Here is a 19095-nt window from a genome sequence, read left to right on the forward strand (position 1 = left end):
CCGGTGGCCAACCCCCACCGGCCCATGAAACGCAAAGGAAGAACCGGCATGTCCGCTCTCCAGACCCTCGCCGCCGACGGCATCACCGGCAACCTCGGTTCGATCGGTTACGGTCTCGCCGCCATCGGCCCCGGCGTCGGCGTCGGCATCATCTTCGGTAACGGCACCCAGGCCCTGGCCCGTCAGCCCGAGGCGGCCGGCCTGATCCGCGCCAACCAGATCATGGGCTTCGCCTTCTGTGAGGCGCTCGCGCTGATCGGTATCGTCATGGGCTTCCTTTTCAAGTCCTGAACGGACCGCTTTAACCACGACAGACGGAAGGCACTGATGTGAACGCCCTGGTACAGGTGGCGGCCGAGGAGAGTGAGAACCCCCTCATCCCGCCGATCCCGGAGCTGGTCATCGGCCTGATCGCCTTTGCCATCGTCTTCATCTTCCTCGCCAAGAAGCTCCTCCCGAACATCAACCGGGTTCTGGAGGAGCGCCGCGAGGCGATCGAGGGCGGCATGGAGAAGGCCGAGGCCACTCAGGCCGAAGCCCAGCAGGTCCTCGAGGACTACCGAGCCCAGCTCGCCGACGCCCGTCACGAGGCCGCGCGACTGCGCCAGGAGGCGCAGGAGCAGGGCGCCGCGCTCATCGCAGAGATGCGCGCGGAGGGCCAGCGGCAGCGTGAGGAGATCATCGCCGCCGGTCACTCGCAGATCGAGGCCGATCGCAAGCAGGCCGCTCAAACCCTGCGCCAGGACGTGGGCAGGCTCGCCACCGACCTGGCCGGCCGGATCGTCGGTGAGTCGCTCGAGGACGTGGCCCGGCAGAGCCGCACCATCGACCGGTTCCTCGACGAGCTCGAGGCGAAGGCGACCGATGGCTCGAAGGCCGAGGCCGGCCGATGAACGGAGCGAGCCGGGAGGCACTGGCAGCCGCGCGCGAGCGCTTCGACGCCCTGACGGACAACACCGCCGTCGACGCGACGAAGCTCGCCGATGAGCTGGCCGCCGTCACCGCGCTGCTCGACCGCGAGGTCTCGCTGCGCCGGGTCCTCACCGACCCGGCGCAGCCCGGCGAGGCCAAGGCCGAACTGGCCGCGCGGGTGCTGGGCGGACAGGTCGGCGGCGAGACCATCGACCTGGTCTCCGGCCTGGTCCGGTCCCGCTGGTCGCGCTCGCGCGACCTGGTGGACTCGCTCGAGGAGCTGGCCAGCGCCGCCGACCTGGTCGCGGCCGAGCGGGCCGGCACCCTCGACGACGTGGAGGACGAGCTGTTCCGGTTCGGCCGGATCGTCTCCTCCTCGTCCGAGCTGCGCGGTGCGCTCACCGACCGGCGCGCAAGCGTCTCCGCCAAGTCCGGGCTGGTCCGCGAGCTGCTCGGCGGCCGCGCCGACCAGCGGACCGAGCGGCTGGTGATCCGCATGGTGACCCATCCGCGGGGTCGTAGCCTGGAGGCGGGTCTCGACGAGCTGTCCAGGCTGGCGGCGGCGCGCCGGGACCGTACGGTCGCGGTCGTCACCTCCGCGGTGCCGCTCAGCGACCGGCAGAAGCAGCGGCTCGGTGACGCACTGGGGAAGCTGTACGGACGGAAGATGCACCTGAACCTGGATGTGGACCCGGAGGTCCTCGGCGGGATCTCGGTGCGCATCGGCGACGAGGTCATCAACGGGACCATCGCGGACCGCCTCGAAGAGGCGACCCGGCGGATGGCCGGCTGACACAGCCACCAACTCAACAAGCATGTAAGCGGCCCGAGTTGGGCCGTAGTCAAACACTTCGGGCCCAACAAGGAGAGCAGGGAACCCAGATGGCGGAGCTCACGATCCGGCCGGAGGAGATCCGGGACGCGCTGGAGAACTTTGTCCAGGCGTACAAGCCGGACGCGGCCTCGCGCGAGGAGGTCGGTACGGTCAGCGTTGCCGGCGACGGCATCGCGAAGGTCGAGGGTCTTCCCTCGGCCATGGCGAACGAACTGCTGAAGTTCGAGGACGGCACCCTCGGCCTCGCCCTCAACCTCGAGGAGCGCGAGATCGGTGCCGTTGTCCTCGGCGAGTTCAGCGGCATCGAGGAGGGCCAGCAGGTGCACCGCACCGGCGAGGTCCTCTCGGTAGCCGTCGGCGAGGGCTACCTCGGCCGCGTCGTCGACCCGCTGGGCAACCCGATCGACGGCCTCGGCGAGATCGAGACCGAGGGCCGCCGCGCCCTCGAACTTCAGGCCCCCACGGTCATGGACCGCAAGTCGGTGCACGAGCCGATGGAGACCGGCTACAAGGCCGTCGACGCGATGACCCCGATCGGCCGTGGCCAGCGTCAGCTGATCATCGGCGACCGGCAGACCGGCAAGACCGCGCTGTGCGTCGACACGATCATCAACCAGCGTGACAACTGGCGCTCCGGCGACCCGAAGAAGCAGGTCCGCTGCATCTATGTCGCCATCGGCCAGAAGGGCTCCACCATCGCGTCCGTGCGCGGCGCGCTGGAGGAGGCCGGCGCCCTGGAGTACACGACGATCGTCGCCGCCCCGGCGTCCGACCCGGCGGGCTTCAAGTACCTGGCCCCCTACACCGGCTCGGCCATCGGCCAGCACTGGATGTACGAGGGCAAGCACGTCCTGATCGTCTTCGACGACCTGTCCAAGCAGGCCGACGCCTACCGCGCGGTGTCGCTGCTGCTGCGCCGCCCGCCGGGCCGTGAGGCCTACCCGGGTGACGTCTTCTACCTGCACTCCCGGCTGCTGGAGCGCTGCGCCAAGCTCTCCGAGGAGATGGGCTCCGGTTCGATGACCGGTCTGCCGATCGTCGAGACCAAGGCGAACGACGTGTCGGCGTTCATCCCGACCAACGTCATCTCCATCACCGACGGCCAGTGCTTCCTGGAGTCCGACCTGTTCAACGCCGGACAGCGGCCGGCCCTGAACGTCGGTATCTCGGTCTCCCGCGTCGGTGGTTCCGCCCAGCACCGGGCCATGCGCCAGGTCTCCGGCCGCCTCCGGGTGGACCTCGCCCAGTACCGCGAGCTGGAGGCGTTCGCCGCCTTCGGCTCGGACCTGGACGCGGCCTCCAAGGCGTCGCTGGAGCGCGGTGCCCGCATGGTCGAGCTGCTGAAGCAGGGGCAGTACGCCCCGTTCTCCACCGAGGACGAGATCGTCTCCATCTGGTCCGGCACCACCGGCAAGATGGACGACGTGCCCGTGGAGGACATCCGCCGCTTCGAGCGGGAGCTGCTGGACTACCTCCACCGTGAGCACAAGTCGCTGCTGACCAGCATCGTCGAGGGCGGCAAGATGTCCGACGACACGATTCAGGCGCTGGGCGAGGCCGTGGACTCCTTCAAGCGGCAGTTCGAGACCTCGGGCGGCAAGCTGCTGGGCGAGGACTGAGCGCATGGGTGCCCAGCTGAGGGTCTACAAGAGGCGGATCAAGTCCGTCTCCGCGACCAAGAAGATCACCAGGGCGATGGAGATGATCGCCGCCTCGCGCGTCGTCAAGGCGCAGCGCCAGGTGGCCGCGTCGACTCCGTACGCCACCGAGCTCACCCGGGCGGTGGGCGCGGTCGCCAAGGGCTCCACCACCCAGCACGCGCTGACCACGGAGAGCGACAACCCGACCCGCGCCGCGGTGCTGCTCATCACGAGCGACCGGGGTCTCGCGGGCGGCTACTCCTCCAACGTGATCAAGGCGGCCGAGGAGCTCACCGAGCGGCTCACCCGTGAGGGCAAGGAGGTCGACGCGTACATCGTCGGCCGCAAGGGCGTGGCGTACTACGCCTTCCGTGAGCGCAAGGTCACGGAGTCGTGGGGCGGCTTCACCGACAACCCCACCTACGCGGATGCCAAGAAGATCGCGGGCCCGCTGATCGAGGCCGTTCTCAAGGACACGGCCGAGGGCGGCGTGGACGAGCTGCACATCGTCTTCACCGAGTTCGTCTCGATGCTGACGCAGACCCCGGTCAAGGACCGGCTGCTGCCGCTCAGCCTCGAGGAGACGGCGGAGGCGCAGGAGAGGAAGGGCGAGATCCTTCCGCTCTTCGACTTCGAGCCGTCGTCCGAGGACGTCCTGGACGCCCTGCTGCCCCGGTATGTCGAGGCCCGTATCTACAACGCCCTGCTCCAGGCCGCCGCCTCCAAGCACGCGGCCACCCGGCGGGCGATGAAGTCGGCGACCGACAACGCCGAAGAGCTCATCAAGTCGCTCACGCGGCTTGCCAACGCGGCCCGCCAGGCCGACATCACCCAGGAAATCAGCGAGATCGTCGGTGGCGCGAGTGCTCTGGCCGACGCCTCCGCGGGGAGTGACTGACACTATGACCACCACTGTTGAGCCAACCGCTGTGGCCGCCGGCCGCGTCGCGCGGGTCATCGGCCCGGTCGTCGACGTGGAGTTCCCCGTCGACGCGATGCCGGACATCTACAACGCGCTGACCGTCGAGGTCGCCGACCCGGCGCAGGAGGGCGCGAAGAAGACCCTGACCCTCGAGGTCGCCCAGCACCTGGGCGAGGGTCTGGTCCGCGCCATCTCCATGGAGCCCACCGACGGTCTGGTCCGCCAGGCCGCGGTGACCGACACCGGCGACGGCATCACGGTGCCGGTCGGCGATGTCACCAAGGGCCGGGTGTTCAACACCCTGGGCAAGATCCTCAACGAGCCCGAGGCCGAGTCCGAGGTCACCGAGCGCTGGTCCATCCACCGCAAGGCCCCGGCGTTCGACCAGCTCGAGTCCAAGACCGAGATGTTCGAGACCGGTCTGAAGGTCGTCGACCTGCTGACCCCGTACGTCAAGGGCGGCAAGATCGGCCTGTTCGGCGGCGCGGGCGTCGGCAAGACCGTCCTCATCCAGGAAATGATCATGCGTGTGGCCAAGCTGCACGAGGGCGTTTCGGTGTTCGCCGGTGTCGGTGAGCGCACCCGTGAGGGCAACGACCTGATCGAGGAGATGGCCGAGTCCGGCGTGCTCCCGCAGACCGCGCTGGTCTTCGGCCAGATGGACGAGCCCCCGGGCACCCGTCTCCGCGTCGCCCTGGCCGGTCTGACCATGGCGGAGTACTTCCGCGATGTGCAGAAGCAGGACGTGCTGTTCTTCATCGACAACATCTTCCGCTTCACCCAGGCCGGTTCCGAGGTCTCGACCCTGCTCGGCCGGATGCCCTCCGCGGTGGGCTACCAGCCGAACCTGGCCGACGAGATGGGCATCCTCCAGGAGCGCATCACCTCGACCCGCGGTCACTCGATCACCTCGATGCAGGCGATCTACGTCCCCGCGGACGACCTGACCGACCCGGCCCCGGCGACCACCTTCGCGCACCTCGACGCGACCACGGTGCTCTCCCGGCCGATCTCGGAGAAGGGCATCTACCCGGCGGTGGACCCGCTGGACTCGACGTCCCGGATCCTGGACCCGCGCTACATCTCGCAGGACCACTACGACTGCGCCTCGCGCGTGAAGTCGATCCTCCAGAAGTACAAGGACCTCCAGGACATCATCAACATCCTGGGCATCGACGAGCTCGGCGAGGAGGACAAGCTCACCGTCTTCCGCGCCCGTCGTATCGAGCGCTTCCTGTCGCAGAACACCCACGCGGCGAAGCAGTTCACCGGTCTCGACGGATCGGACGTGCCGCTGGACGAGTCCATCGCCGCGTTCAACGCGATCGCCGACGGTGAGTTCGACCACTTCCCCGAGCAGGCGTTCTTCATGTGCGGTGGCCTGGACGACCTCAAGGCCAAGGCCAAGGAGCTGGGCGTCTCCTGAGCCCGGTAGCTCCGCGAGAGGGGTGGGCCCGGTCCCGCCCCTCTCCGTACGCCCGTTATTCTTTGACGAAAGCCCTGCCCGACCCGGCAGGGAGAGACCCGAGGAGCCACGTTGGCTGCTGAGCTGCACGTCGAGATGGTCGCGGCGGACCGTAGTGTCTGGTCCGGCGCGGCCACCTTGGTCATCGCGCGCACCACATCGGGTGACATCGGCGTCATGCCCGGCCACCAGCCGCTGCTCGGTGTGCTGGAGTCCGGCCCGGTGACCATCCGTTCGGTCGACGGCGGGACGGTCGTGGCCGCGGTGCACGGTGGGTTCATCTCGTTCTCGGACGACAAGCTCTCACTGCTGGCCGAGGTCGCGGAGCTGTCCGACGAAATCGATGTGAAGCGCGCGGAGCGGGCGCTGGAGCGTGCCAAGTCGGAGGCGGACGCCGCCGCCGAGCGGCGCGCCGACGTCCGGCTGCGCGCGGTGGCGGGAGCGCACTGAGCCTGTCACGTACGGTCGGAAAACCTCAGCCGCGGACCTCGCTGGAGCTCCCCTTCAGCGGTCCGCGGCTGAGGCGATGCAGGTGCGGTTTTTCCGGATGAGGCGAGGAGGTCGGTGAAGATGGTCCTCGCTCTGCTTGTGGGCGGCGTGGTCGTCGCGCTGGTGGTGGTGGGACTCTTCGTCTTCGGTCTCCGGCGGCGGCTGATCCAGCGGTCCGGCGGAACCTTCGACTGTTCACTGCGCTGGGATCCACCGCCAAGCGAATCCGAACCGAGCGGCAAGGGCTGGGTGTACGGCGTCGCCCGCTACAACGGTGACCGCGTCGAGTGGTTCCGGGTCTTCTCCTACGCGCCCAGGCCCCGGCGGATCCTGGAGCGCGCCTCGATCGAGGTGCTGGAGCGGCGCACCCCCAAGGGCGAGGAGGAGCTGGCGCTGCTCTCCGACGCGGTGGTGCTCGCCTGCCGGCACGGCGGCACCCGGCTGGAACTGGCCATGAGCGACGACGCCCTGACCGGCTTTCTGGCCTGGCTGGAGGCCGCACCCCCCGGCCAGCGCGTCAACGTGGCCTGAGCCGCCTTTTCCGCGCGGCTAGCGTACGCCCAGTTCCTGGGCCAGTACCGCGGCCTGGACCCGGCTGCGCAGCTCCAGCTTGTTCAGCAGCCGGCTGACATGCGTCTTCACCGTCGCCTCCGCCATCGTCAGCCGCTCCGCGATCTGCGCGTTCGACAGCCCCTGCCCCAGACAGGCCAGCACCTCACGCTCCCGCGGGGTGAGCGTGGCCAGCACCTCGGGGCCGGGTGCGGTGGGGGAGGGGGAGGCCTGGGGCCGGGCGAACTCCGCGATCAGACGGCGGGTGACCGCGGTGGCGATCATGCCCTCGCCGCGCCCCACCGTACGGACCGCCTCGATCAGATCGGCCGCCTCGCTGTCCTTGAGCAGGAACCCGGCGGCGCCCGCGCGCAGCGCCCCGAAGACGTACTCGTCCAGGTCGAAGGTGGTCAGCACCAGCACGTCCGCCAGTCGCTCCTCGACCACCTGGCGGGTGGCCGAGACCCCGTCCAGCCGGGGCATCTGGACGTCCATGAGCACCACATCGGGGCGCAGCGCCCGGGCCATCTCCACCGCCTGGAGGCCGTCCACCGCCTCGCCGACCACCTCCACGTCGGGGGCGGACCGCAGGATCAGCACCAGTCCGGAGCGGACCGAGCCCTGGTCCTCGGCGACCAGCACCCGGATCGGCTGGGACGCGGAACGGGCGGGCGGGGCGGGCGGGGTCACGGCGGCTCCTGGTCGTCGAAGGGTCATGGCACGCTCTGGGCGCTCGTGCTCTGGGCGCTCTCGTCGTCCAGCGGCAGCGCGGCCCGCACCCGCCAGACCATGCCCTCGGGCCCGGCGACCGGACCGGCGTCGAGCGTGCCGCCGAGCAGGGACACCCGTTCGCGCATCCCGATCAGCCCGGTGCCGGAGCCGGGCGCCCGGGGGCCCTCGCGGTCGCCGTACGGGCTGATGACGCTGACCTCGAGCGGGCCGTCCGCGCGGTGCGCCAGCGTGACGTCCACCCGGCCGGGCGCGGCGTGCTTGAGGGCGTTGGTGAGCGACTCCTGGACGATGCGGTACGCGGCGAGCTCGACCGGGGCGGGCAGCGGGGCGGTGCCGTCCGGCCGCTCGTCGTACAGGACGATGTCCTGGCCGCCGGGGCGGGCGTTGGTGCGGGCCTGCTCCAGCAGGGTGTCGAGCGCGTCGAGGGTGGAGGTGGCGGCCGGTTCCGAGGTCTCCCCGGGGTCCCGCAGCAGCCCGATCAGCCGGCGCATCTCGGCCAGGCCGCGCACGCTGTTCTCCCGGATGACGCCGAGCGCCTCGTCGGTCGCGGCGGGGTCCTTCAGGGACAGGGCGGCGCTGGAGTGGATGGCGATGGCCGAGAGGTGGTTGGCCACCATGTCGTGGAGTTCGCGCGCCATCCGGGAGCGCTCTGAGGCCACCGCCTCCCGCCGGTCCAACTCGGCCAGCAGCGCGACGCGTTCGGCCTCCAGACGGGCGGCCTGGGCCTCTTCGCGGTGGTTGCGGATCACCGTCCCGGTCCACGCCGGGGTGACGACGAGGAGTCCGACGAACGCTCCGGCCAGCAGCGCCAGGGGGTCGTTGTAGACGGCCAGCGGCACCACGGTCACCAGCCCCGTGACGAGCCAGCAGATCCGGGGGATGCGCTGGGCGGCGGTGGCGCCGGAATACATGACGGCCGCGTAGACCAGATCGGTGTACATCAGCATCGTCGCGGCCAGCCCGCCGCTGAGGGCGTCGACGGCGAGCGCGGCGGTCCCCACGCCCAGGGCGATGAGGGGCCTGGAGCGCCGCACCAGTTCGGCCGCCGAGATCACGAGCAGCGCGATCAGCCCCAGCCACCGGGGCGTGCCGTAGTACGAAGGATTGTTGTGCAGCCCCAGCGCCCACATCAGGGCCCCGCCGAGCAGTCCGCCAAGACCGATCACGACGTCATGCTGGTGCGGGCGTGGGAGGTGGGGACGGGACGGCATGGCACCCATCACACCATGTACGCCGCCGGGCGGACCTCCCCCCTGGGGCCGGGCCCGCCGCCCGGCGGCGTACATCGAAGGATGCAGTCGGGATTCATCGCCGCCGACGACGCGCGCGGACCGATCGACGGGGAGGCTTGGGACCAAGGCAGAGCGAGAGAGGAAACATCGTGGTTGTCGCGCTGATCATCGCCTGTGAGGTCGGCTTCTGGGTGCTGTTGGCCCTCGGCATTCTGCTGCGCTACGTGGCGAAGATGCCGAAGGCGAGCACCGTGGTGCTCCTGTGCGAACCGGTGCTGGAGGTGGTGCTGTTTGTGACGACCGTGATCGATCTGAGGAACGGCGCCGAACCGGACTGGAAACACGGTCTCGCCGCGGTCTACATCGGCTACTCGGCCGCGCTCGGCCATTCGACGGTCAAATGGGTCGACGCCCGGGTGGCCCACCGCTTCTTCGGCGGGCCGCCGCCGGTCAAGCCCGCGAAGTACGGTGCGGCGCGCACGCTGCACGAGTGGAAGACCGCCGGGCGCTGGGTGCTGGCCGCGGTCATCGCCATGGCACTGCTCCAGGGCGGGATCTGGTACGTCGGCGACGACGGTGAGATCGGCTCGCTGCGCGACTGGCAGCTGAAGATGCTGTTCCTGATCGGCATCAACGTGGCCATCGCGCTCAGCTACACGCTCTTTCCCAAGCGGGAGCGCTCCGCGTCGTCTGCCCGCTAACCCCCGTAACGGGCAGACGACGCCGGGCCCCGCCCCGCCCCGTCGGCCCCGGCCACGTGCTGCCACGCGCCGGCCGGGCCGACGGGGCCCGTGGTTTTTCAGCGGTTCTCGCCCGGGACCCACAGGACGTCGCCGACCTCCTTGTTGGCCGAGCGGGCCAGGATGAACAGCAGATCCGAGAGCCGGTTGAGATAGGTGGCGGTGAGCGCGTTCATCGAGTCCCCGTGCTCGGTGAGCGCCGCCCAGGTGGAGCGCTCGGCGCGGCGCGCCACGGTGCACGCCTGGTGCAGCAGCGCCGCGCCCGGGGTGCCGCCCGGGAGGATGAAGCTGCGCAGCTTCTCCAGCCCCTCCAGGAAGCGGTCGCAGTCCGCCTCCAGTTTGTCGATATAGCTCTGCGCCACGCGCAGCGGCGGATGGGCGGGGTCCTCCACCACCGGTGTGCACAGGTCCGCGCCCACGTCGAACAGGTCGTTCTGGACGCGGACCAGCACCTTGACGATCTCGGCGGGCAGTTGGCCCAGTGCGATGGCCACCCCGATCGCGGCGTTCGCCTCGTTGGCGTCGGCGTACGCGCCGATCCGCGAATCGGTCTTGGCGGTGCGGCTCATATCGCCGAGGGCGGTGGTGCCCGTGTCGCCGGTGCGCGTATAGATGCGGGTGAGATTGACCATGGCTCCGAGCCTACGCGGCGGCCCTACGCCCCGGCCTGCTGGAAGAGCCGTGCCCCGAGGGTGACGGCCACGGCCGCGAGCGCGGTGGCGACCAGCGCGGCCAGCGCGATCTTCCCGTCCCCGTACTCCCCGGCGAAGGCGGCCCGCACCCCGTCCACGAGATAGCGGAACGGCACGAAGTGCGAGGCGATGTCGAGCCAGCGGGGCCCGAGCGACATCGGCAGCAGGATGCCGGACAGCAGCATCGCGGGCATGGTGATGGAGTTGATGACCGGCGCGAACCCCTGCGGCGAGGACACCCGCATCGCCAGCGCGTAGGAGAGCGAGGCGAGCGAGATGGTCAGCACGCCGACGAAGACGAAGCCGATGACCACGCCCAGCACCGGGGCGCGCAGCCCGAGCGCCACGGCGACGCACACCAGCGCCAGGGACTGCCACAGCAGCTGGACGACGTCCTTGAGCACCCGGCCCATCAGCAGCGCCAGCCGGCTGACCGGGGTCACCCGCATCCGCTCGATGACGCCCGTACGCCGCTCGAGGATCAGCCCGATCCCGGTGAACGAGGCGCTGAACAGGCCGAGTTGGACGAGGATGCCGGGGACGATGGTCTGCCAGGAGCTGGCCCGGCCGCCGAGCGGCAGATCGGTGAGCAGCGGGCCGAAGAAGACGAGGAAGAGCAGCGGCTGAACCATCCCGAAGATCAGGGCGGGTTTGGAGCGCAGCGTCTGGCGGGCGTAGCGGCCGAATATCAGGGCCGTGTCGGAGACGAGATGAGGCATGGGGCCTTGGTCCTCTGCTTGGGGCGGTTCCGGGGCTAGGTGTCCTGGTCAGACGGCGAGCGGGGCGGGGTCCCGCGGGGCGGTGCCGCGCCCGGTGATGGCGATGAAGGCGTCCTGGAGGGTGGCGTCCGGTGCGCCGCCGTGCTCCGCCTTGAGCCGCTCCGCCGTCCCCTCTGCGGCCACCAGGCCCTGGTCGACGATGACCAGCCGGTCGGACAGCGCCTCCGCCTCGTCCAGGTAGTGGGTGGTCAGGAAGACCGTCATGCCGTGCTCGGCGCGCAGCCGGCGGATCAGCTGCCACAGATCGGCGCGGCTGCCGGGGTCGAGCCCGGTGGTCGGCTCGTCCAGGAAGAGGATCTCGGGCCGGTGGACCAGGCCGAGGGCGATGTCCAGCCGCCGCCGCTGGCCGCCGGAGAGCGCGGCGCAGGGGCGGTCCAGCAGCTCGGCCAGGCCCAGCTCCCGGGCCAGCTCCCCGGCGCGGGCGGTGGCCTCGGCCCTGCCCATCCGGTAGAGCCGCCCCTGGGTGACCAGTTCCTCCCGTACGGAGACGGTGGGATCGACCCCGCCGGACTGGGCCACATAGCCGATCCGCCGGCGCACCCCGGCCGGATCGCGGGCGAGGTCGTGCCCGGCGACGGTGGCGCTGCCGCCGGTCGGCGGGAGCAGCGTGGTGAGCATGCGCAGCGTGGTGGTCTTGCCCGCTCCGTTGGGTCCGAGGAAGCCGAGGATCTCACCGCGCTCGACGGTCAGGTCGATACCGCGCACGGCTGCCACGGGGCCGCGCCTGGTCCGGAAGGTGTGGGTGAGGCCGTTCGTCGTGATGACTGCCATGGGACCCAGAAAAACAGAGGGGCACCAATTTTGCAATCACCCCAAAAATCAAGGAACACCAGCGAAGCTAGGATGAGGCCATGGCGGAAGGACTCAGGGAGCGGAAGAAGCGGCAGACCAGGCAGCACATCTCGGACATCGCGACCGGGCTGTTCATGGCGCGCGGCTTCGAGGCGGTCACGATCGCGGAGATCGCCGAGGCGGCCGAGGTCTCCGTCAACACGGTCTACAACTACTTCCCGACCAAGGAAGACCTCTTCGTCGACCGCGAGGAGGAGGTCGTCGACCGCCCCTCCCGGCTCGTGCGGGAGCGCGCGGCCGGGCAGTCGGCGGCGCGGGCGCTGATGGACCAGCTGCGCCAGGACATCCGCGAACGGCACGCCTATGTCGGGCTGAGCGAGGGCTACGACCGGTTCCGGCAGGTCATCGTGGAGTCCCCGACGCTCATGGCCAGGCTCTTCGCCATCCAGGGCAGGGCGGTCCATCAGCTCGGGGTCACCCTGCGCGAGGAGGCCGCCGCCGACCCCGGGGACCCCAGGCCCGAGTTCATCGCCCATCAGCTCGTCGGGTTGCAGAACGCGGTGCTGCGCTCGATCATCCGCGGGCTCGCGGAGGGCGGCGACGTGGACGCCGTCGCCGAGGACGCCCTCCGTAAGGTCGACGTCATGGAGTCGCTCCTGAGCGACACGGTCCTCAACTATGCGGCGAAGAACACACCGTGACGCGCGTTACGAGGGGCTGCCCGCGGGGGTGAACGGACGTTAAGGTCCGGCACATCGGACTGTGACCAAGTCGGACGGAATCAGAAGGAGTGTGTCGTGGCCAAGAAGCTCGCGGTCATTGGAGCCGGACTCATGGGGTCCGGTATCGCGCAGGTCTCGGCCCAGGCCGGCTGGGACGTGGTGCTGCGCGATGTGACCGACGAGGCGCTGCGGCGCGGCACGGACACCATCCGGGCCTCGTACGAGAAGTTCGTCTCCAAGGGCAAGCTGGCGGCGGAGGAGGCCGAGCGGGCGCTGGGCCGGATCACCACCACGACCGACCTGGACGCCGCCGCCGACGCGGATGTCGTGGTGGAGGCGGTCTTCGAGAAGATCGAGGTCAAGCGGGAGATCTTCGGCGCCCTCGATGAACTGGTCAAGGACGACACGATCCTGGCCTCGAACACCTCGGCCATCCCGATCACCAAGATCGCCGCGGCCACCCGGCGGCCGGAGCGGGTCGTCGGTACCCACTTCTTCTCGCCGGTGCCGATGATGGGGCTGTGCGAGCTGGTGCGCGGGCACAAGACGAGCGATGAAACCCTGGCCGCCGCACGGGAGTTCGCGGAGGGCGTCGGCAAGACCTGTATCGTCGTCAACCGCGATGTCGCGGGTTTCGTCACCACCCGGCTGATCTCCGCCCTCGTCGTGGAGGCGGCGAAGCTGTACGAGTCGGGGGTCGCCACGGCCGAGGACATCGACACCGCCTGCAAGCTGGGCTTCGGCCATGCGATGGGACCCCTCGCGACGGCCGACCTGACCGGTGTGGACATCCTGCTGCACGCCACCGACAACATCTACACCGAATCGCAGGACGAGAAGTTCGCACCGCCGGAGATCATGCGCCGGATGGTCGATGCGGGGGACATCGGCCGGAAGAGCGGCGAGGGCTTCTACCGCTACTGAGGGCCTTGGTGCGGCGCCAGGCCCGGAACTCACCCTCCTGGGTGAATTCGGTATCGGTTCGCTTACAGACGGCAACTTCCTCGTGTGAGGGGCAGTCAGTTCTGTAGACAGAAATGGCGCATTGACGACACGACGCACCGTATTGGGGAGCGCATATGCACATCAGGGGCGACCACGCCGAGCTGGTCGTCGGGGGCCGACTGGACGTCCGGAGCGCGGCGGACGCCCGTACGGCCCTGCACACCGCCGTTGACACGGGCGGCGGAGATCTCGTCCTCGACCTGACCGAACTGGACTCCTGGGACGCGACCGGTCTCGGGGTGATCATGGGCGCGCACCGCCGCGCGGGCCGGGCGGGCAGACGGTTGGTGCTGCGCGGGGTGCCGCCGCAGATGCAGCGGCTGCTGGTGGCCACCCGGCTGCACCGCATCCTCGCGATCGAAGGCGGACTGGAGGCGGAGTCCCTGCCGCGTGTCTGAGCGGCGGGGACCGCCCGCCCCGGCGGCGGTGGGTTACCCGGGGTGGCGCGGGCCCCTTCCGGCGCGGTGGATACTGTGAGCAGGTCCAGGCCGTCTGATACGGCCCGGGGTTCGGCGAGCGCCGGACACAATCCCTACGGCGGCACCGGACCAGAAGCGAAGGCAGGCCGGGGAGCCTTACAGCACGCCACGCATCTGGGGGGCAAGGACATTGGACCCGAAGAACCGCGGATCGCAGGAGCACGGCCACGACGAGGCCGCGCCGGGTGTGGCTTCCGGTGCGTCGCGTGCGGCGGGCGGCTCGGGCGACGGCTCGTCGCCGCGCCCGCCCGCGCCGCCGGGACCGGCGGGACCGGCGGGACCGACCGGGCCTACGGGGCCGACGGGGCCTACGGGGGACGTACCGACGCCACCGCTGGGCGCCCCGGTGCCCGGCGCGTCCGCCTCCCCGCCCTCCTCCGCCTCTTCCGCGTCCTCTCCCTCCTCCGCGCCCGCTTCCGCGTCCCCGGCCCGCACCGCGCGCATCGTCGCCGGTGACCATCTGCTCACGGTCAACCCCGTCGACGGCAGCGAGATAGAACCCTGCCCGCCCGGTGAGCGCCCCGCCCGGCCCGAGCGCCACGGCCCCGACGAGCGGGCCGAGCTGCGCCGGGCCGCCGCCGCGCCCCGCCCGTCCGGCACCGTCCTCCCCGAGCTGCCGATGCTGGAGCGCGAGGAGGAGCGGGAGCGGCTGGCCCGGCTGCTCGCCCGCGGCCGCTCGGTGCGGGTCACCGGGCCCTCCGGCGCCGGGCGCAGCACCCTGCTGGAGGCCGTCGCCACCGACTGCGAGCGGCTCGCCCCCGACGGCGTCGTACGCCTCTCCGGCTACCACCGCACCCCCACCGACCTCCTCCACGACCTCTACGCCGCCGTCCTCAGCGCCCCGCTCTACCGGCCGGACCGCGCGGAGCTGCTGGCGGCGGTCCAGGAGATCGGCGCGGTCGTCGTCCTGGACGACATCGAGTTCGGCGGCGCCGCGCTGGACGAGTTCCTCGACGCGACCCCCGAATGCGCGTTCCTGATCTCCGCCACCCCCGATGTCCCGGCGCCGTCCCCCGACTCCCACCTGGAGGAGGTCTTCCTCTCCGGGCTCAGCCGTACGGCCGGACTCGAGCTGCTGGAGCGGGCCGCACGACGGCCCCTGGACGAGGTCGAGGCGAGCTGGGCGGCGGACCTGTGGTTCGAGTCCGAGGGGCTGCCGCTGCGCTTCGTCCAGGCGGGCGCGCTGCTGCGGCAGCGGGACGCCCGGCGCGACGACGCCTCCGCGCCGGATTCCGGGGCCCCGTTGCCCTCGATCGCCGAGGCGGCGTCCCCCGCCGCGCTGCTGGCCGCCCGGCTGAGCGAGGCGGCCCGCGACGCCCTGCGGTTCGCGGTCGCGCTCGGCGGCGAATGCCCGGACCAGGTGCATCTGCGCGCGCTGTCCGCGGACACCCACGCGGACGCGGCCCTCGGCGAGCTGCTCGGCTGCGGCCTCGTCACCCCGGCCGGATCGCACCACCGGCTGGCGGCGCGCGTCACCGCCCAGCTCGCGGAGGCGGGCTACGCCGACGAGGACGCCGGGCGCGCGCACACCGTCGCCCAGCACTACGCCTGGTGGGCCGCGCACCCCTCGGTGGCCCCCGAGCGCGTCGCCGCCGAGGCCGACGCGATCCTCGCGGCGATGACCGCGCTCATCGGCAGCCGCGAGGCGGGCCACGCCGACGCCGCCGTACTCCTGGCCCGCGCCGCCGCGCCCGCCCTCGCCGCGGCGCTGCACTGGGGCGCCTGGGAGCGCGCGGTGCGGCACGGCCAGGAGGCCGCGCGGCTGGCGGGGCAGGTCGCGGACGAGGCGTACTTCCACCATGAGCTGGGCGTCCTCGCGCTGTGCACGGGCCATCTGGACCGGGCCCGCGCCGAGTTGGAGGCGTCCATCGGGCTGCGGGGCGTACTCGCGGACAAGCGGGGCACGGTCGCGGGGCGGCGCGCGCTGGCGCTGGTCGCCGACCGCTCGCCCGGCTCGGCGATGGCCGGGGCGTTCGGGACGAGCGGTGGGAACCGTAAGGACGACGCGGTGCCCCCGGCGGCGGACGGAGCGGCGGACAGAGCGCCGGCCGGAGCGGCGGACGACACCGAGACCACGATCGTCACCCCGAAGGTGGCGACGACGACGCCCATGGCCGCCATGGGCGGCACGGCGGCGACGAGGGCGGTGACCGCGGTGGTCCCGTCCGCCTCCCGTACCTCGGTGGCCGCGCCCGCCACCCCCACGGCCCTCACCGCCGCGTCGGCCCCCGCCGGGCCCTCGGGCGGCAAGCCGGGGGGTCTGCGGCGGCTGATGACGCACGGTACCCGGCGCAATGTGGTCGCGGCGGCCTCGGGTGTGCTGCTGGTGGCCGTGCTCGGCACCGTGGTGACCCTGGGCGTCACCTCGGGCGACGACTCCGACAGCCCGGCCGACAAGGTCAAGCCGGACCGTTCGGCCAGTCAGCAGGACGACGACAAGGGCCTGACCGCCGACGAGCCCACGAGCGGCACCAGCCAGGCTCCCCAGCCGGGCCTCAGCGGGGTGCCGAAGTCGTCCACGTCCCCGACCGCGCCCAGCGGCAGCGGCTCGCCCAGCGCCTCCGCGGCGACCGGCGGCCCCTCGTCCACCGACGGCTCGCCCTCGGACACCGAGCAGCCGCCCTCGCCGCCGTCCTCGCACCCCACGACCTCCGACCCGCGGCCGACGACCAAGCCGCCGACGAGCAGGCCGACGACGCCGACCGGCGAGCCCACCAAGCCGACGCCCACGACGTCGTCCCCGACCACGACCCCCACCGGGGACACCTCGAACACCGCGAGCGCCCCCACGACCCACACGGCGCCGAGCACGGCCACCACCCCGGTCGCGTAGCGGCGCGGGGCGCCGGATCGCGCCAGGGGGTGCTCGGCGCGCGTGGCGTGATGTGACCGGCTCAGGGACGGCGTCCGGCGGATGGTGACGCCTGCGGCGAGCTGTTCCCCTCCCCGCCCCTTCCCGAAACCGGGGCTCCGCCCCGGACCCCGGACAGAGGCTGCGCCCCAGGCCCCGGCCACGGGGCTGCGCCCCGGGCCCCGGGCCAGGGGCTCTGCCTCAGATTCCGGCCAGGGGCTGCGCCCCAGGCCCCGGCCACGGGGCTGCGCCCCAGGCCCCGGGTGAGGGCTTTGCCCCAGAACCTGGGCCAGGGGCTGTGTCCCGGGTCCCGACCGCGGGGCTGCGCCCAGACCCCGGGCGGGGGCTGTGCCCCGGGTCCTGGGCGGAGCTGTGCCCCTTCCTGCGGCGTCGGTGTGCGGCTCCGCCGCGTGGTGGAGCTGTGCCCCGCGCTCCGGACGGGGGCTGTGCCTCAGTCCCGGCCAGAGGCTGCGCCTCAGGTCCCGGCCACGGGCTCTGCCTCAGTCCCGGCCAGGGGCTGTGCCCCGGGCCCTGGGCAGGGGCTCCGCCCCTTCCTGCGGCGTCGGTGTGCGGCTTCGCAGCGTGGTGGGGCTGTGCCCCGCGCTCTGGGAGGGGGCTCTGCCCTAGGTCCGGGGTCCAGGGGCGGGGCCCTTGGTGGCGGGAGGGGGTCGGGTGGGGGAGCGTTGGTGTGCGGCTTCGCCGTGTGGTGGGGCTGTGCTCCGTGCTCTGGGCGGGGGTTCTGCTCCAGGTCCCGGGGTCCAGGGGCGGAGCCCTTGGTAGCGGGAAGGGGCGGGGAGGGGAAAGCAACGCCGTGTGGCGGCCCGTCGCGAGGGCCGTCGGGCGCCCCGTGGGGCCCGGCTCCGGGGAGGGCGGGCCCCCGTAGGGGCCCGGCTCCGGGGGCGGGTGCGAGTGCGTGTGGCGGGAGGAGGCCGGGGGCTTGCGGGTCCGGCCTCCCGCGTCGCGGCGGGCTCCGCGTCAGAAGAGGCGGAGCTTGTCGTCCTCGATGCCCCGGAGCCCGTCGTAGTCCAGCACCACACAGCCGATGCCCCGATCCGTGGCGAGGACGCGGGCCTGCGGCTTGATCTCCTGGGCGGCGAAGACGCCCTTCACGGGGGCGAGGTGCGGGTCCCGGTTGAGGAGTTCGAGATAGCGGGTGAGCTGCTCGACACCGTCGATCTCACCACGGCGTTTGATCTCCACGGCGACCGTCGTCCCGTCCGCGTCGCGGCAGAGAATGTCCACGGGGCCGATGGCGGTGGGGTATTCACGCCGAATAAGCGTCCAGCCATCGCCAAGTGTCTCGATACGATCGGCGAGCAGCTCCTGTAGATGGGCCTCGACACCGTCCTTGATCAGGCCGGGGTCGACGCCGAGTTCGTGCGAGGAGTCATGGAGGACCTCCTCCATGGTGATGATGAGCTTCTCGCCCGCCTTGTTCACGACCGTCCACACATCGTCGTCGCCTTCCTTCAGCGTGCACGGCGGAGACATCCAGTTGAGGGGTTTGTAGGCCCTGTCGTCCGCGTGGATGGACACACTGCCGTCGGCCTTGACCAGGATCAGACGGGGTGCCGAGGGGAGGTGGGCGGTGAGGCGGCCGGCGTAGTCCACCGAGCACCGGGCGATGACGAGACGCATGGTCGGCAACGCTACTCGACCACCACCGCCGCACGCGATTCGTCCGCCGATGGACCCCTTCGGCGATGGCTGGTTGTGTGCCCATTCTCCTGGTGCGGGCGCAGTGGCCGAATTACCGTTGAAGCGGGCGGTCGTCGGACGGGTACGCTGCGTCGCCGTCCGCCCTTCCCATCCCTGAGACCCCGCTCGCGGGGTCGCGAGAGGAGAACCCATGTCGCTCGACGTCTCACCGGCCCTGCTCGAACAGGCCGAGCGAGGCGAGGTCGACGAAGCGGCCTTCGTCGACTGCGTCCGGAACTCCCTACCGTACGCATGGGAGATGATCAGCTCGTTGGTGGCCCAGCTGAAGGTGGACGGCGGGGAGTTCGCCGACAACCAGACGCCGCCGCCCGATGAGCAGGCACGCGGTCAACTGCTCCGCGCACTCGCCAGTGACGCGATACGCGGTGCGCTCCAGCGCCACTTCGGGGTGCGGCTGGCCTTCCAGAACTGTCACCGGGTGGCGGTCTTCCCGATGGACGCATCGGCCGACGAGCGCCTCGCCCGCTTCACCTCGGTCCGGGGGCAGCTGCTCAACCAGTCACCCGAACTCCGCGACTGCTGACGGGACGTACGCTGCCG

At 71.5% G+C, this 19095-nt stretch carries 20 protein-coding genes; 14 read left to right on the top strand and 6 right to left on the bottom strand.

From position 1 onward, the window contains the following. The first annotated feature begins 48 nt into the window (after positions 1-48). The 8 genes from atpE (at position 49) to ACJX2R_RS34480 (ending at position 6794) form a co-directional block, all read left to right on the top strand. On the top strand, positions 49-291 hold the full coding sequence (gene atpE / locus ACJX2R_RS34445) for an ATP synthase F0 subunit C (RefSeq protein WP_037951036.1): 243 nt from the start codon (positions 49-51) through the stop codon (positions 289-291). 38 nt (positions 292-329) lie between these two features. After that, the gene (locus ACJX2R_RS34450; RefSeq protein WP_037951034.1) at positions 330-893 is read left to right on the top strand and encodes a F0F1 ATP synthase subunit B; all 564 of its coding nucleotides are present in this window, start codon (positions 330-332) and stop codon (positions 891-893) included. Further along, positions 890-1705: a F0F1 ATP synthase subunit delta gene (locus ACJX2R_RS34455; protein WP_262701571.1), complete on the top strand. Its 816-nt coding sequence runs from the start codon at positions 890-892 to the stop codon at positions 1703-1705. The genes ACJX2R_RS34450 and ACJX2R_RS34455 overlap by 4 nt, the downstream gene beginning before the upstream one ends. Positions 1706-1794: 89 nt before the next feature. Then, positions 1795-3366, top strand: a complete 1572-nt coding sequence (gene atpA, locus ACJX2R_RS34460; protein WP_262701572.1) for a F0F1 ATP synthase subunit alpha — start codon at positions 1795-1797, stop codon at positions 3364-3366. A 4-nt stretch (positions 3367-3370) separates the two neighbouring features. Beyond that, a complete protein-coding gene (locus tag ACJX2R_RS34465; protein WP_413103285.1) occupies positions 3371-4285 on the top strand; it encodes a F0F1 ATP synthase subunit gamma in 915 nt (304 codons plus the stop codon). A gap of 4 nt (positions 4286-4289) precedes the next feature. Further along, positions 4290-5735 (top strand): F0F1 ATP synthase subunit beta, encoded by a 1446-nt coding sequence (gene atpD / locus ACJX2R_RS34470; protein ID WP_138913787.1) that lies wholly within the window; start codon positions 4290-4292, stop codon positions 5733-5735. Positions 5736-5846: 111 nt separating this feature from the next. Then, positions 5847-6224 carry a F0F1 ATP synthase subunit epsilon gene (locus ACJX2R_RS34475; protein WP_037951023.1) on the top strand — a complete coding sequence of 126 codons (378 nt, stop codon included), beginning with the start codon at positions 5847-5849 and terminating at the stop codon, positions 6222-6224. Between the two features lie 120 nt (positions 6225-6344). Next, a complete protein-coding gene (locus ACJX2R_RS34480) occupies positions 6345-6794 on the top strand; it encodes a DUF2550 domain-containing protein (RefSeq protein ID WP_198276172.1) in 450 nt (149 codons plus the stop codon). An 18-nt stretch (positions 6795-6812) separates the two neighbouring features. Here ACJX2R_RS34480 and ACJX2R_RS34485 read toward each other — a convergent pair whose 3' ends face one another. Together ACJX2R_RS34485 and ACJX2R_RS34490 are read right to left on the bottom strand one after the other, a co-directional pair. Then, positions 6813-7502, bottom strand: a complete 690-nt coding sequence (locus tag ACJX2R_RS34485) for a response regulator (protein WP_413103286.1) — start codon at positions 7500-7502, stop codon at positions 6813-6815. Between the two features lie 23 nt (positions 7503-7525). Further along, positions 7526-8755 (bottom strand): sensor histidine kinase, encoded by a 1230-nt coding sequence (locus ACJX2R_RS34490; protein WP_413103287.1) that lies wholly within the window; start codon positions 8753-8755, stop codon positions 7526-7528. 170 nt (positions 8756-8925) lie between these two features. On the opposite strand from ACJX2R_RS34490, the gene ACJX2R_RS34495 reads away from it, so the two are divergent. Further along, positions 8926-9477, top strand: a complete 552-nt coding sequence (locus tag ACJX2R_RS34495; RefSeq protein WP_413103288.1) for a hypothetical protein — start codon at positions 8926-8928, stop codon at positions 9475-9477. Positions 9478-9575: 98 nt separating this feature from the next. Here ACJX2R_RS34495 and ACJX2R_RS34500 read toward each other — a convergent pair whose 3' ends face one another. The 3 genes from ACJX2R_RS34500 to ACJX2R_RS34510 are packed head-to-tail and all read right to left on the bottom strand — an operon-like array spanning position 9576 to position 11758. Beyond that, entirely contained in the window at positions 9576-10148 is a 573-nt protein-coding gene (locus ACJX2R_RS34500) for a cob(I)yrinic acid a,c-diamide adenosyltransferase (protein ID WP_413103289.1), read from the bottom strand. Between the two features lie 23 nt (positions 10149-10171). After that, positions 10172-10927: an ABC transporter permease gene (locus tag ACJX2R_RS34505; protein ID WP_413103290.1), complete on the bottom strand. Its 756-nt coding sequence runs from the start codon at positions 10925-10927 to the stop codon at positions 10172-10174. A 48-nt stretch (positions 10928-10975) separates the two neighbouring features. Then, complete coding sequence (locus tag ACJX2R_RS34510; protein WP_413103291.1) at positions 10976-11758, bottom strand: ABC transporter ATP-binding protein; 783 nt, start codon at positions 11756-11758, stop codon at positions 10976-10978. Positions 11759-11838: 80 nt separating this feature from the next. Here ACJX2R_RS34510 and ACJX2R_RS34515 point away from each other — a divergent pair, with 80 nt between their 5' ends. The 4 genes from ACJX2R_RS34515 (at position 11839) to ACJX2R_RS34530 (ending at position 16818) form a co-directional block, all read left to right on the top strand. Next, positions 11839-12480 (top strand): TetR/AcrR family transcriptional regulator, encoded by a 642-nt coding sequence (locus tag ACJX2R_RS34515; protein WP_413103292.1) that lies wholly within the window; start codon positions 11839-11841, stop codon positions 12478-12480. A 96-nt stretch (positions 12481-12576) separates the two neighbouring features. Continuing rightward, positions 12577-13425, top strand: a complete 849-nt coding sequence (locus ACJX2R_RS34520) for a 3-hydroxyacyl-CoA dehydrogenase family protein (protein WP_413103293.1) — start codon at positions 12577-12579, stop codon at positions 13423-13425. Positions 13426-13580: 155 nt separating this feature from the next. After that, positions 13581-13904 carry an STAS domain-containing protein gene (locus ACJX2R_RS34525; protein WP_413103294.1) on the top strand — a complete coding sequence of 108 codons (324 nt, stop codon included), beginning with the start codon at positions 13581-13583 and terminating at the stop codon, positions 13902-13904. A 211-nt stretch (positions 13905-14115) separates the two neighbouring features. After that, positions 14116-16818, top strand: coding sequence for an ATP-binding protein (locus ACJX2R_RS34530; RefSeq protein WP_413103295.1), 2703 nt, complete (start codon positions 14116-14118; stop codon positions 16816-16818). 993 nt (positions 16819-17811) lie between these two features. Here ACJX2R_RS34530 and nucS read toward each other — a convergent pair. Next, a complete protein-coding gene (gene nucS, locus ACJX2R_RS34535; RefSeq protein ID WP_262701586.1) occupies positions 17812-18474 on the bottom strand; it encodes an endonuclease NucS in 663 nt (220 codons plus the stop codon). A gap of 211 nt (positions 18475-18685) precedes the next feature. Between nucS and ACJX2R_RS34540 the strand changes: the two genes are divergently transcribed. Continuing rightward, positions 18686-19078 carry an SCO5389 family protein gene (locus tag ACJX2R_RS34540; protein WP_037951008.1) on the top strand — a complete coding sequence of 131 codons (393 nt, stop codon included), beginning with the start codon at positions 18686-18688 and terminating at the stop codon, positions 19076-19078. Positions 19079-19095: the final 17 nt, after the last annotated feature.

This window comes from Streptomyces sp. Inha503 (genome assembly GCF_047215865.1).
Lineage (GTDB): Bacteria > Actinomycetota > Actinomycetes > Streptomycetales > Streptomycetaceae > Streptomyces > Streptomyces lycopersici.

Excerpts from the sequence above, each read along its gene's own strand:
- nucS (WP_262701586.1), bottom strand. The coding sequence starts at position 18,474 with ATGCGTCTCGTCATCGCCCGGTGCTCGGTGGACTACGCCGGCCGCCTC.
- atpD (WP_138913787.1), top strand. The coding sequence starts at position 4,290 with ATGACCACCACTGTTGAGCCAACCGCTGTGGCCGCCGGCCGCGTCGCG.
- ACJX2R_RS34500 (WP_413103289.1), bottom strand. The coding sequence starts at position 10,148 with ATGGTCAATCTCACCCGCATCTATACGCGCACCGGCGACACGGGCACC.
- ACJX2R_RS34510 (WP_413103291.1), bottom strand. The coding sequence starts at position 11,758 with ATGGCAGTCATCACGACGAACGGCCTCACCCACACCTTCCGGACCAGG.
- atpA (WP_262701572.1), top strand. The coding sequence starts at position 1,795 with ATGGCGGAGCTCACGATCCGGCCGGAGGAGATCCGGGACGCGCTGGAG.
- ACJX2R_RS34480 (WP_198276172.1), top strand. The coding sequence starts at position 6,345 with ATGGTCCTCGCTCTGCTTGTGGGCGGCGTGGTCGTCGCGCTGGTGGTG.
- ACJX2R_RS34505 (WP_413103290.1), bottom strand. The coding sequence starts at position 10,927 with ATGCCTCATCTCGTCTCCGACACGGCCCTGATATTCGGCCGCTACGCC.
- ACJX2R_RS34540 (WP_037951008.1), top strand. The coding sequence starts at position 18,686 with ATGTCGCTCGACGTCTCACCGGCCCTGCTCGAACAGGCCGAGCGAGGC.
- atpE (WP_037951036.1), top strand. The coding sequence starts at position 49 with ATGTCCGCTCTCCAGACCCTCGCCGCCGACGGCATCACCGGCAACCTC.
- ACJX2R_RS34525 (WP_413103294.1), top strand. The coding sequence starts at position 13,581 with ATGCACATCAGGGGCGACCACGCCGAGCTGGTCGTCGGGGGCCGACTG.
- ACJX2R_RS34455 (WP_262701571.1), top strand. The coding sequence starts at position 890 with ATGAACGGAGCGAGCCGGGAGGCACTGGCAGCCGCGCGCGAGCGCTTC.
- ACJX2R_RS34465 (WP_413103285.1), top strand. The coding sequence starts at position 3,371 with ATGGGTGCCCAGCTGAGGGTCTACAAGAGGCGGATCAAGTCCGTCTCC.
- ACJX2R_RS34490 (WP_413103287.1), bottom strand. The coding sequence starts at position 8,755 with ATGCCGTCCCGTCCCCACCTCCCACGCCCGCACCAGCATGACGTCGTG.
- ACJX2R_RS34515 (WP_413103292.1), top strand. The coding sequence starts at position 11,839 with ATGGCGGAAGGACTCAGGGAGCGGAAGAAGCGGCAGACCAGGCAGCAC.